Origin of the sequence: Moorena sp. SIO1F2 (genome assembly GCF_010672755.1) — a bacterium.
Taxonomy (GTDB): Bacteria; Cyanobacteriota; Cyanobacteriia; order Cyanobacteriales; family Coleofasciculaceae; genus Moorena.
In genome coordinates this window covers 1-12,763 of record NZ_JAAHFV010000184.1, presented here as the reverse complement: position 1 = coordinate 12,763, position 12,763 = coordinate 1, and the positions used below count along the sequence as shown (strand labels likewise).

9 protein-coding genes are annotated in these 12,763 nt (G+C 42.7%); 2 read left to right on the top strand and 7 right to left on the bottom strand.

What is annotated here, in order from left to right; translation table 11 throughout:
• Positions 1–394 precede the first annotated feature (394 nt).
• From F6J94_RS20340 to F6J94_RS20315, 6 genes are all read right to left on the bottom strand, one after another.
• On the bottom strand, positions 395–856 hold the full coding sequence (locus F6J94_RS20340) for a PKD domain-containing protein (RefSeq protein ID WP_293043716.1): 462 nt from the start codon (positions 854–856) through the stop codon (positions 395–397).
• Positions 857–874: 18 nt separating this feature from the next.
• On the bottom strand, positions 875–1,705 hold the full coding sequence (locus tag F6J94_RS20335) for a hypothetical protein (RefSeq protein WP_293043714.1): 831 nt from the start codon (positions 1,703–1,705) through the stop codon (positions 875–877).
• Positions 1,706–1,789: 84 nt separating this feature from the next.
• Positions 1,790–2,338 carry a hypothetical protein gene (locus F6J94_RS20330; protein ID WP_293043712.1) on the bottom strand — a complete coding sequence of 183 codons (549 nt, stop codon included), beginning with the start codon at positions 2,336–2,338 and terminating at the stop codon, positions 1,790–1,792.
• A gap of 518 nt (positions 2,339–2,856) precedes the next feature.
• Positions 2,857–3,273, bottom strand: coding sequence for a hypothetical protein (locus F6J94_RS20325; protein ID WP_293018706.1), 417 nt, complete (start codon positions 3,271–3,273; stop codon positions 2,857–2,859).
• 415 nt (positions 3,274–3,688) lie between these two features.
• Positions 3,689–6,637: a zinc-dependent metalloprotease gene (locus tag F6J94_RS20320; protein ID WP_293043710.1), complete on the bottom strand. Its 2,949-nt coding sequence runs from the start codon at positions 6,635–6,637 to the stop codon at positions 3,689–3,691.
• Between the two features lie 690 nt (positions 6,638–7,327).
• Complete coding sequence (locus F6J94_RS20315) at positions 7,328–7,678, bottom strand: phage holin family protein (RefSeq protein WP_293018709.1); 351 nt, start codon at positions 7,676–7,678, stop codon at positions 7,328–7,330.
• Between the two features lie 472 nt (positions 7,679–8,150).
• Here F6J94_RS20315 and F6J94_RS20310 point away from each other — a divergent pair, with 472 nt between their 5' ends.
• Together F6J94_RS20310 and F6J94_RS20305 are read left to right on the top strand one after the other, a co-directional pair.
• Positions 8,151–8,531, top strand: a complete 381-nt coding sequence (locus tag F6J94_RS20310; protein WP_293043708.1) for a pentapeptide repeat-containing protein — start codon at positions 8,151–8,153, stop codon at positions 8,529–8,531.
• 225 nt (positions 8,532–8,756) lie between these two features.
• Positions 8,757–10,100, top strand: coding sequence for a 5-(carboxyamino)imidazole ribonucleotide synthase (locus F6J94_RS20305; RefSeq protein WP_293043706.1), 1,344 nt, complete (start codon positions 8,757–8,759; stop codon positions 10,098–10,100).
• Positions 10,101–10,265: 165 nt separating this feature from the next.
• On the opposite strand, the gene F6J94_RS20300 is transcribed toward F6J94_RS20305, so the two are convergent.
• Positions 10,266–12,557 carry a dynamin family protein gene (locus F6J94_RS20300; protein ID WP_293043704.1) on the bottom strand — a complete coding sequence of 764 codons (2,292 nt, stop codon included), beginning with the start codon at positions 12,555–12,557 and terminating at the stop codon, positions 10,266–10,268.
• Between the last annotated feature and the right edge of the window lie 206 nt (positions 12,558–12,763).

The window sequence follows — 12,763 nt, the reverse complement described above, 5'->3', positions numbered from 1 at the left end:
TCTCCATTACCGCTACCTACAAAAGTCCATATGAAACCACCCATAAATTGCTTGGCAGTTTTTATTTACGTTTTAGTTACAGACTATCAATATTTTATTGCTGTCATAAATACTTAATTATTCAGCATTTCAACCCGCCCTTTTATATTTTTTTTATCAGTAATACTAAAATACTTAGGTGTTAAACTGATTCATTAGACCCATCTAAGTTGTAACCTACACTCTTACAATCAAAAAACATTGTCTTGATGCAGTCACTCATGGGGGAAACCCCCTCAGGTCGGCGCTGCCTCAAGACAGTGTCAGAAATTGAGTCGAATTCAATCGATAGGGAACTGAAGAAGCCAGGGAAAAATCCTATATATAATGGGTAGATTTAGAATCTCAGTCCAATCTACTTAGGGCAGAAATCAACTCTACTAGGATCTGAACAGTTATTTGAAATCGATCTAACAGTAATGAAGCATTTAGTATCTGATTTTGCACCGTCATCATCTGTGACGGTGAGTTTTGCAATAAAACGAGTTACGTTTGAGTTAGGCTTACTAAAGAACCGGCGTGTTACCTCAGGTTCAAAGGCTACAAAGCCATTACTAAACTCCCAGCGGTAAGATACAATAGTTCCATCTGTATCAAAACTATCAGTGCCACTTAATTTGCTTTGTACCATACCAATGCCATTACTCGGTGAAGCAGTACAACGAGCAACAGGTTTTTCATTGGGTGGATTTACCCAGTCACCAACGACAACGATTTCATTAATTCTTCCAAAAGCAGGTTCAACAGCGGAACCATTGATGTCAATTAAGCGAATTGCTGTTGTCTGAATATCACCGAATTGATGGCGAATATGCACACTTTCATTTCCCGAAATTTATTGAATAGTACGCCAGTTCGAGCCATCAAAGTACTCTATTCGATAGTTACGTATTGGAAGACCTTCGCTGGTAAATATTTCGATATAGTTTGTATTAATTAATTCAGGCCATGTTAGTTTCACCCACTCTGAAGCTGAATCTACTTCATTTGTCCAGCTGAAGTCAGCACCGACACGTGTATCCAGGTCTGTATCATTAATGCGTAATGGGGAATAGCAATTCAGCCCCGAAGGTTCACAATAGCTTGATGAGGCTGAAGCTGTTGCAGCAGGCGCTATATTATTGAGGAGAACATTTAAACGGTCTCTCACGTGTTCCAAGGCATGGTTGACTGTTCGTGTTGTTTTAGCGATTTCAGTATGGCCGTCTCCATCTTGTGATTGAAATCCTGGCAAAGGAGGGAGCGATGGTACTGGTGGAAATCCTAAACTGAGCATATTATACCAGCGCTGGAAATACCATCCTAAATCTTCCCCTTGAGCGTACCCAGTATCAATAGTGACTGCTCGCGTCTCTTGAGCCAAGCCAAATATTTGTCCCCCAATTAACATGTTAAATACGGAAAAGTTCTTTTTGTGTTCATAGTAAGTGCGGAAGTTTGATCTCCATGCCCAATTTCCCTTGTTTTCAAGCAGAGCAGTATCTCTAGGGTAACCTGCACTAGGGTTATCGATGGAACTATTAAAAACACCTAGTTCACCGTGTGATTTATTGGGAACTGGGTCGAAGGTGTGAACAATTACTACAGCGTTTGGAAATTCCTGCTGGAATTTTTTCGCGAGTCGTAATACAAGGGCACCTCCACGACTATGACCAGCAAGGTACACTGATTTCAGGTTACTCGAATTAAATTTGCTTTTAAGCCAAGAGAAGTAAGCATTAACAATATCACTTTTGTTGCTATCAGAAAATCACCAATTAAATCTAGCGTCAAAAGCCAGGCCAGCGAAGGTATTATTAGCTGAATAAACACCTTCATTAAAAAGGCGGTAGGCAAGTGATTGGGTCGATACTGATAAATTTCGAGATGACTCCCTTTTTTTAAACTTTCTCTCATCCTGTTGTCCCGTAAGTAAATTGTCATCAATGTCTCCGAATCGTTGGCCAGATGCTATAAAAACGACATGCTCTACATTCGATACTGCCGGTTCAACGTAACGGCTTAAGTATGTATTTTTTTGAATTTGGTCAGGGACACCATGATCTTCCCACCAATGGTAATCGCTTTGCAATTTATCATTACAAATAGGCGAAATTGCTCTGCAGTAATTAATTTTATCGACCCTTGTAATCGTTTCTTGAGCAAAACTCGGTTCGCAAGGGAGGAGTAAAAGAGCCCATATAATAGCTATGGCAATTAATTTATTCATTGTATATTTGAATAATCGATGTAGTAAATTAACAAAAAATCTACTAATATTGAGCACTAAATTCAATAGCTTATTCATTAGTTTATCCACAGTCAAAAAGGGTTATTTTTAGTACAGATGTCTAACGCCAAAGGTCAGCCATATCAGGGTTAAACTCAGCTGGAATAATGATTTCAGCGACGGTGAGCCAAAAATTGTGCAAAAAGCTGGTAATACTCTGCAAAGCTCCAGAAGTAATCCTGGCATCGAATAAAAGAGGAAGATGTCTGAAGGGGTGAAAAACAGCCTTAAAAGCCTTACTGGGTGTGGGGTGTAGGGTGAGGGCGAACGGGGAACCCACCCCTAACCCCCAGGAGGGGAAACATCAGGAGCTGGCTACGTTGCGACGGGACGGTTTAATCAGGTTTCGGAGCGATTGTTATCCCTGGGCTCACTCCAAATTCCCTGATATTTTCCCCACACCCCACACCCCACACCCTGTCTAGTTTTTAGCCTTGTTGTCACCCCCTCAGGGAAGATGTCTTCCTTTTTAGAAGACACCTATAAACGTCTTGATAGTCTTATTGTCTATCAATAAATCTATTAGACATCAGGGTTATTTGCACCAGTTATTTACACAAAATGTATTGATGTTGGTGGTCAGTAAAATAGCTCCAAACACGACGCATATCATTAGGACTAGTGTTAAACTTCCAATCGATATCATTAACTCCTGTGACATACCAGCCAGACCATGAACCATTGAACCAACGAATTTTATAGGCAACAACATCACCCCCTAAAATCTGATGGTCGATCTCTGTATTTAGTCCTTTATACCATCCAGGAGTTTTTCCAGTTGGAGGTAGACCAGACTGGTCAGATCCTTGCAATGTACAAGCAGCTTGAGTGCGAAGTTCATGTTGGATGCAGTCACTTCCACCACACCCATTAGCGGCAAAGGCAGACTGGGCTGGCAACATCGTTATTGCTGCAACAATCAAAGAACTTAAAACGATCAAGATACTCTTTTTTAGATTACTCATGACTCTGGTTTACTTTTTAATTCAATTAGGTACTTAGGGCTGGAAATCAGGTGAATCAATCTCACTGACCTTCAACCCTTTTCTAATATCTAAAAAGTATTCCTAGGTCGGCAGTACCCTTAAGGGTACTATTGCCAGGACAGAAAAATTCCTGGGAAGCCAGTGAACGGGCAAGATGCCCATTCCACCTACCGGATCAAACAGAATCCCCCGAATTGAATTCGGGGGAGTGACTTAAGGTAAGCATTCAGCGGTCAGTGGTCAAGCCGTCAGCGGTCAGCGGTCAGTAGTCAGTGGTCAGCCTTTAGCTGAGAGCTGAGAGCTGAGAGCTGAGAGCTGATAGCTGATAGCTGATAGCTGTTCGCGTAGCGTGCGCGTAGCGCTTAAGCTGATAGCTTACGGCTCAAGTCATGATTCATTCCGATTGCAACGGTGCATCCAACACTTTAGTAATGCGATCGCGTGCCCCTTCTAAGTGGGCTAAGCTAGCAGTATCAAGGTTTTTCCCTTGTTTGTTCAAGGTGTTTGCGATCGCATCCCGCAATTGACGAAGTTTATACCGGGCTAACACCCGAGCATCCTCGGGAGTATTAAAGGTTTGGATAGCAATAATAAATTCAGGGAAGGTGCGGGCATTTTCTAGACTATTGGAATTGCGCAGTGCCATATTCACTAAAAGACTCATATACTGCCGTTGCAATCCCCGACGCAAGCTAGAGATTGGCTCAATCTTAGCGTTACTATCTAGTTTCCAGATGCTATCTTGAACAGTGTCAAACACTTCTGCCATGGTCAAGGCTTCCCCGGAACTAGTTTTGAGTTGAGCATCCCGCAAACGAGCCAACCGTTCTGATGAAAATAAATCCCCCAGCACCATAGTTTGAACTAACATCACTCGCTCATGAATGGGATAATCTAGGGGGAAAATAGTGGTAAAAGCACCCCAGTGAGTCCAGCGAGATGGGGCTAACTGGTTGAGGAGTTGGGGTGAGAAGTTAAAGGTATCTTCTGCAAACATATACTCCCCGAGCATGGCTAAAGCCTGACGCTGTTTTTCCACAGGGATGGGTTCAAAGGGGAGTGTGCCAGTCTTGCCACCAGTGTAGTTTCGATTAAAAGTTTGTCCCCCAATATAACCAGTAAGGGACATAGCGTTTTCAAAGAAATAGGAGAAGACCGTATCAAAGCGATCGCGTAAATCCCCAGCACTTTCTTGAGGCAACAGGTAACTGGTGTTCAAGCGTTTCCAAATTCCCTTAGCATTCTCCATTTGCCACTGAGAGTAGCGCAATGGATCACTACTAAGGTCCCAAACCTTAGCTTCTGGGTCAATAAAATCGAAAGTATCCTCATCTGTAGCATAAGATAGCCCCATTTCAGAGCCTTCAGCCGCAATTTTGCGCAGTGTGCGTAATTCTTGTTGAGGAGTCAGAGCATCAATCGGAGTGTAGCCATACTTAATCACCCACTTATCATAGGGACCAACCACTGTAGAGAAATAATCTCCCTGTTCCATTCCCTCTGGCGCTAGATTAACTGGGACATAATCCATGACTGACCCGACTAGCCCTTTATTGCGGGTAATCTCAGTATTATTCAATTCCTCTGGACTCAACATGGTGCTGCCCCGGAAATTGTGGCGCAATCCCAGAGTATGACCAACTTCGTGAGCCGTCAGGTAGCGCAAATACTGATTGATGAAGGTTTTCATTTCCTCACCACTGGGCAACTGGTGGTTTACCATCGATAGAGACAATGCTCCAAACTTAGCTTGCTGAGCTGATACCATGGCAAAACATAACTCATGGTCTGGGACTTGGGTTAGTCCGCTCAGGAATTGCCCAGCTGGTAGGCTCAACTGAGCCGCTTTGCCAGGATTGCTCTTGAGGATTTCCTGCAATTTGAGGTAAGGAACTTTGATGCCATTACTACACAGGGAACTATTAAACGCGAATTGGGATAACCCAGATAATGCCTGGGATTGAGGCTGGGAAGCAATAGCCTGGTATTCCGCTTTGATCCAGCGCACCGCATTAGCATCAATAATCACGTCTGCATCCAAGATTTCCCCAGTCAAGGGGTTCACTCGGGATGGCCCCATAGCGATAATGCCTGGGAATGAGGGAAAAGAATTCGACCAGCGAATGGTGTTGTAGCGAATATCAGCCGGGTCCCAGGTTGCATCATCTGGCATTTGCCGCACTTCAATGGCATTGTCAAACCCTGCCTCCCGAAACGCTTCATTCCACATCAAAATCCCCTCCCGAATTGCATCTCGGTACTCCAGAGGTACAGTATTTTCAATCCAAAACACAATCGGTTCTTTTGGGGGGGATACCGTAGCAGTAGGGTCTTGTTTTTCTAAATGCCAGCGCCTGATATAACGGATAAAGGGTTGTTTGCGGTTTTGATTGGATAGATTTTGATAAGCACTGATGAAATAGCCTACTCGTTCATCCGCGAGTCGATGACGGTAACCATTGTTAGTCGGTAGTTGAGAAAAGCTATAGCGGACACTAAGATTAAATGCTCGTTGATCTGGGAGACTCCTTAAGGGAAAGAATAAATCTCCCCCACCAGAAAAGCCATAAACTGACTCAATCTCTACATTCAACGGAAATGCTTGAGCGTCACTGACATAGGATTTTTGAGGGTCTACTACATAACTACCTCCTAATATCCAAGGAAAAGCCGATGCTAGTCCAGAAAAAGACCCATCGCTGACGAGGAGTGGTGTTAAATCCACCAACAGAGTCTTTCGTTCTGGATGAATACTGGTAATGGGCAGGGAATATAGCACCGAATCACTGAAGGAACGCTTAACAGAACGCTCTTGGGGGTCACCGGGTCGAGTACGGAAGTAGATATTTGGTATGACTAAATCTATGGTCTTCTGTCGGCGGCGGAATTGGAACAAAAAATCATTAACTGGCCAACCGGTTTGGAGTCCCAACTCCCCAATTCCCGAAGCAAGGGTGATAACACATAGGAAATTTTGATTTAGTTGATCCGGTTCAATTTCTAAATAAATTTTTTCTTTTTCTTTATTGCGGTAGAGGGTGAGTAATCCTGCTAATTTTTCCGCATCTTCTACGACCTTATCAAATGGCTTTAACTTGGAATCACTACTATCTGAATCGGATAACTCCTCTGAGGGTGCCTCTGAGGGGTCTTCAGCAATTTCTGTAGTTTGAACTTGGCTATGGGCTAAGGTTAGCTGGGGCGAGTAAACAATCTTTTGATCCAAATGTTGACCCAAACTATTGCCGCTTGGAGTAGATAGAGCTATGGTTTGGAGGTACAAAGGGGATAGTACCAAGACGAATCCACACAGACAGAATATCAAGAACTTTAGTCTTTTCATCGATTAATCACTAGTTTGGTGTTCTGAAAAGAAAGAGAAATTATGAATTATCATAATTATGACTTATCAAAACTTATGAAAGCTTGAAAATTTTACCTTAATATTATAATTAACCAATTCCTAAATAAAAACAATTTGATTATAGCGTTTATGATACTGATAATGTCCCTGCCTTTTTTATTACTACTCCCTAATCCCTACTCCCTAGGACGTTATCAGAAGTATACCAATTGAAACTTGCTGCTATAGTTGTTAAACTTGATGAGTTTTTGATTATGTTCTTAGTTTTTGATTAGTTTAATCGTTTTAGCTTCTGATTTATAAGTATTACTATCAAGGTAAAATGGTGTGGTTGTACTATAGTTGTTTGACATAAACGAATCTATATACTAACCCTTTAAGCACCCCGAAATTTACACAGCTTGGGTTAGTCTAAATCTATGTTTCCTGTACTTTGAGCCTTGGCAATTAAAAAAAAACTGTACACTAACTTCAACTAAAGCTATACTTTGATCTGTCAGCTTTCAGCTATTTATCAGCTATTTACTAGTCAGCCCTTGCAGCTGAAAACTTAAGCTAAGAAGCATAGTTTACTAAAAGTAGTGCCAGCTAAAGTAGTGCCAGCTAAAGTAGTGCCAACTATATAATAACTCGCGCCCGTAACCAAGCTGACAAGTCCCGGCCATCCGATTAAACTTGATTAGAAGCCAAGCTATTGATAAGACTAGACACCAAAGTCAGAACGATAGCCCCGAAAAAAGCTGCCCAGAAACCGTTCACTACAAACGTATCAGGAGTGAAATAGGATGCCAGGGAGAGGGTGATAGCATTAATCACCAACAGAAATAGTCCCATGGATAAAATTGTGATGGGCAAGGTCAGAATCACTAGAATCGGTCTAATGATGGCGTTAACTAAACCAATGACTACTACCGCTACAGCAGCTGCACCAAAACCACTAATGGTAATTCCTGGTACCAGGTAAGCAGTAATCATTAGTGAGATAGCACTTAGCAGCCAAGTCAAAAGTATATTAAGCATCGATCTCACAAAAATATCGCTTACTATGATTTTAGCGATTCTGGCAAGATTAGCCTGTAAGCTATCAGCCGTCAGCTATCAGCTATCAGCTTATGGGCTACAGATGGTGCTACTTGAGGTGCCAAAGGCAAACGGCTAACCGCTGACCACTGACCACTGACCACTGACCACTGACGGCTGATAGCTGATAGCTGAATGCTTACATTAGCCTTGTTGTCCTAAAGAGCGATCGCATTTGTTCAAGGTGCTCGCCATGATCTATTAACCTCTAAGATGGCTGAGCAGTATTTGGTGCTAGTTACTTGGGTGTAACTCAAGTGATTATGCAGCACAGTATGATTGAGTTGGACGATTCCAGCAATAAATCTTTATGTTTTTCCGGCTACTGGTTACATTCTTATTTGCGTGCTCTGTTTTTTGTTATCCCTTACCCGTTCACGCCAAGAGTATAGCCTGCGATGGGAAACAACTCGTGGGAGCAGACTTATCTGGTCAAGACTTACAGGAAGTCAAAATTACCTATTGCAATTTGGACCAGGCTAACTTAGCCGATGCCAAATTGATCCAAGCATCTATCAAACATACTACCCTGAATAATGCTAATCTCCATGGAGCAGACTTGACCAACAGCGACACCTACAACATTAGCTTCAATGGTGCAGATTTAACTGATGCCATCTTTACTCGTTCCTTACTGCAACGTGCCAGTTTTGATGGGGCTAACATCACTGGTGCTGATTTTAGTAGCACCCTGATCCAACCGGTCAGAGAACGGTTAAAACTCTGCGATGTAGCAACTGGCGTGAACCCTACCACTGGTGTGATGACTCGTAAGTCTTTAGGGTGTTGGTAAGGTGTTGAATGTTGACTGTTGAATGTTGACTGTTGAATGTTGAATGTTGAATGTTGACTGTTGACTGTTGAATGTTGAATGTTGACTATTTGATGGTCAACGGTTAACATTCACGATCGATGGGGCTGACTTGAGCGATGGTATGCTGGATGGTGTCCAAATTTGATAACTGTTTGCTAAGCAAGGTGCATCTGAAAACTGGTGTTGCGCTTGTGAGTCTTTGGGATGTCGATTAAACGAGTAGGTGTAATTGGTGGAGGACAACTGGCCTGGATGATGGCAATGGCTGCCAAGTCTTTGGGTATTCGGCTAGTGGTTCAAACTCCTAATGTTACTGATCCAGCTGTCCGTGTTGCTGCTGAAACTATCTTTGCTGCTATTGATGATGGGATCGCTACCGAGCAAATGGCATCTCGCTGTGATGTGATTACCTTTGAGAATGAATTTATTAACCTCGATGCCCTGAAATGTCTGGCAAAGCGGGGAATTTGCTTTTACCCCCGACTAGAGGCTCTAGCGCCACTGTTGGATAAATATCACCAACGCTGCTATTTCGATCGCATTGGTTTACCCCAGCCAGAGTTCATCAGTCTGGAGGGGGAAGTGGGTAAGGAGGAATTAAAGTCCCTAGCCTCTTCTCGGGGCGTTGCTGAATTGAAGTATGAATCCGCGATCGTTTGGTTTTGGTCAAGCCCCCTAAATCCCCCAGCGAGCAATCCCTCGCTGGGGGACTTTCAGAGTTTTGTTCCCCCCAGCGAGGGATTGCTCGCTGGGGGGCTAGGGGGGCAAAATCATACCCAGAATCAGCAACGCCCTTCTCGGACCCCAATCAACCTGAGTCAGTTAGAGTTTCCTCTGGTGCTGAAAGCGCGACGCCAAGGTTATGACGGCAAGGGTACCTTTATTATTAAAGACAGTCATAGCTTACAGGAAACTTGGAAGCAGTTAGGCAATCAGCCTGTGGTGCTAGAAGAGTTTATTCCCTTTGAACGGGAGTTGGCAGTAATGGCTGCCCGTTCTGTAGATGGGGAGGTGGTGGTTTACCCGGTGGTGGAAACTCAGCAGCAAGAACAGGTGTGTCGGCGAGTTATTGCACCAGCCCAGATTAGCCCAGATACGGTGGCGGAGGTGAATGCGATCGCAAAAACTCTCCTGACTAGTTTAGACGTAGTGGGAGTCTTTGGGATTGAGTTATTCCTCACTAGCAATCACAAGGTTTTGGTTAATGAAGTGTCCCCTCGTACCCATAATTCTGGCCATTACACCATTGATGCTTGCGAAACCTCTCAATTTGAGCAGCAACTGCGAGCCGTGGTAGGTTTACCCTTAGGTAGCCCACAGATGCATTGTGCCAGTGCAGTAATGGTCAATCTTTTGGGTTATGAGTCTTCCCAGGATGATTACCAACAGAAACGGCAGACCTTAGCCAGTTTACCAGGAGCGTTTGTCCATTGGTATGGTAAGACTCAATCCCGCCCAGGACGTAAGTTAGGTCATGTCACAGTTTTGAGTGATGGGAATTCGGTACAAGAGGTAATTGAGAAGGTTGAATCTGTTTGGTATGGTTGATACTCAGAATTAAGAATGTAGAATGTAGAATGCAGAATGTAGAATGTAGAATGTAGAAGTCTAAATTATCAATTCTTAATTCTTAATTCTTAATTCTTAATTCTTAATTCTTAATTCTTAATTCTTAATTCTTAATTCTACATTCTACATTCAAACTTCCCTTTGCTAAAACTTGATGTTTTTCAAAGCAGTAGATAACTGGCGTAAGCGATCGCTAACTTCTAAATTTACTTCGTGAGCCTTTAAATGATCGGGCATTTCAGCCATTAGTAAGGGATTTTCTGCTAACCATTCATTCAGGGCTACTCCTCGCCACACGGCTTCGTATCGAATAAAGCGATCGCGCAATTGATCCAGTTCTTGTAGGCAAAATTGCCCAAACCCTGCGGCTTCAAAGATGGCCGAACGCAAATAGGTTTCAAAGGCTTTGAGATCCGTTTCAAGTTCCAAGATCACCTCCTGCGCTGAATTGGTAGGTTTTGGTGGCGCATCCCCAGAGACGTCACTAATACCTAATAGCTCATGGCGCAGCTTGGGATCATAGAGCAACTTTGACCCACGATTTACATATCGTTTTAGGACACTGAAAGCCTTCTCTTCACCATTGTAATAATTATCGACTAGTTCGATATCCGCTCCCAGTCGTTTCACAATACGCTTACGAGTTTCACTATCTAAAGGGCCAGGAATTAAAGAGTCAGCAACCGGACGGGAAAAACGAAGAAATAACGCCGTCAAACTTCGACTTAAAACTTCCACAAACTGCTCTGGATTACCAATTAGTCGCTGCTCTAATTCCTGAGTTTTCCAGAGTAACGTGGTCAGATAGTCAACTAACTTTAATGCTTCTTCCTTGATTTCTAGGGCAAGGTGATGAGCAATATCTACTAAGAAAGTGCTAATGGTAGCAGAAAGTTCTTTACGCCAGTTATAGTCAGTTAATTTAGCATCAAATACACCGGAATTATTTTCTTTAAAAATTCGCTGTTTTCTTTGCTCAGTATTGGTTCTAATTTCTTCAATTTTAGTCTCAATATCCTGGAGGTATCGAGAGCGAAATTTTTCTACAATATCTGAATTGAGAGATTCTTCTCCTTCTGCCGTAGAGTTCCAGATATTATCATTATAATAGTCGCTTAGGTCTGCTTTAATCGTTTTCCACTTTTCTTCCCACCACTGGGAAAACTCAATACGACGTTGATTTTCTTGTAATCGCTTGGCTTCCGCTGGATTCTCTGAATATCGCTTACTAACGATTTCAAAAATTTCTTTTGATGTTGTTAGTATGTTGGTGATTAAAGCGTCACAACGTTTCTCTAAAACAGTAACCCGTTCATTATTAATATAGTCAGTAATGCGAGCCTTGATTTCCTGAATACCAGTCGCTTCCTGTCTTAAGGCTTCCTCATCTTCGATACCTGTCAGAGAGTTAAGCTTATTTAAAATTTCTTCAGGACTGCCAACTGATTCCACGGTTTGTTGATTAGCCAAACCATTTAAGACTAAATAAGCTCCGGCTGAACCGTGGACAATTCGCTGAGGAGGTAATTGTGCGCGTCGATCCCAATCGTTTGATGCTACATCCAGATGTTCTTTAAGAGCTGCTGGACTAGCAAACTGATCAATCCGACTCAAGAAAACAAACAGTTTATCTGCAACTTTTACATTCTTGTCACCCTGCTCAGTAAACTCAACAATTTGAAGTTCTGCACCCCGAATACTAGAAAATTGCTGCACCACAATGACAGCATCACAATCTGAGAGCATTTCTCTAGATTCCTCTATATGCTTGGCTAAACCTGAGTCTAATCCAGGCACATCATAGAAAACAATACCCTCAGCTTGGGCGAGTTTATTGGTATACAGTCTAGCTTCTAATACTGCATGGGCGTATTGCTCATCAGCAACATACTTGTTAAGGTCTTTGTTAATGTCTTCAAGGCGAGTAAATGGGATAGTTTTCCGACCTTCGCTACGAACTTGTCTTAAGGTGTCTTGATATTTTTGGATTGTCTCTAAATCTTGTTTGGCTCCATCACTATGTTTAGAATTACTGTTGGAAGCTGATTCCAGTTCATGCAGCAGACGGGTAAATTGTTCTTCGGTTTTAGGCTCAACTTCTAACCTTTGCTGAGAATCTTCTTCAACGGAATAAATTTGTGTCGTTGTAAAAGTACAACGTCCAGCTTTTGCTGGCAGTAAATCACAATCTAACCAGGCATTGACAAAGGTACTTTTTCCTGCCTTTTCCAAGCCCACAACAGCAATCCGAAATTCTCGCTTCTTCAAGCGTTCAAGCTGACGACGAGCGGGTTTTTCTTCTTCTAAAAGAACCTCTTTGAGGTGAGCAGGAACTCCTGCTTGAGGAAGCCTGGCTAAATCAACGGCGTGGCGCAGCACAGTTAAGGCGTCACCCAAACGAGTTTCATAATAAGATGAAGCAGTTTTCCAATCCATTTTTCCAATCTATTTTATAGCGTTGATTGCATGTATGAGGTACAGTAAGCAACCTCAAAGTCCCCCTTTTTAAGGGGGATTTAGGGGGATCTCTTGGTACCTCATGGGAAACAGAATTGCTATAATTCCTTAAGCACAGATAAAAGTTTCTAAACCATCTAGGTTGGTAAGACGAGCAATTTTCTGGATTTCAGCACCGCCATCAA

Excerpts from the sequence above, each read along its gene's own strand:
- F6J94_RS20320 (WP_293043710.1), bottom strand. The coding sequence starts at position 6,637 with ATGAAAAGACTAAAGTTCTTGATATTCTGTCTGTGTGGATTCGTCTTG.
- F6J94_RS20305 (WP_293043706.1), top strand. The coding sequence starts at position 8,757 with ATGTCGATTAAACGAGTAGGTGTAATTGGTGGAGGACAACTGGCCTGG.
- F6J94_RS20315 (WP_293018709.1), bottom strand. The coding sequence starts at position 7,678 with ATGCTTAATATACTTTTGACTTGGCTGCTAAGTGCTATCTCACTAATG.
- F6J94_RS20300 (WP_293043704.1), bottom strand. The coding sequence starts at position 12,557 with ATGGATTGGAAAACTGCTTCATCTTATTATGAAACTCGTTTGGGTGAC.
- F6J94_RS20325 (WP_293018706.1), bottom strand. The coding sequence starts at position 3,273 with ATGAGTAATCTAAAAAAGAGTATCTTGATCGTTTTAAGTTCTTTGATT.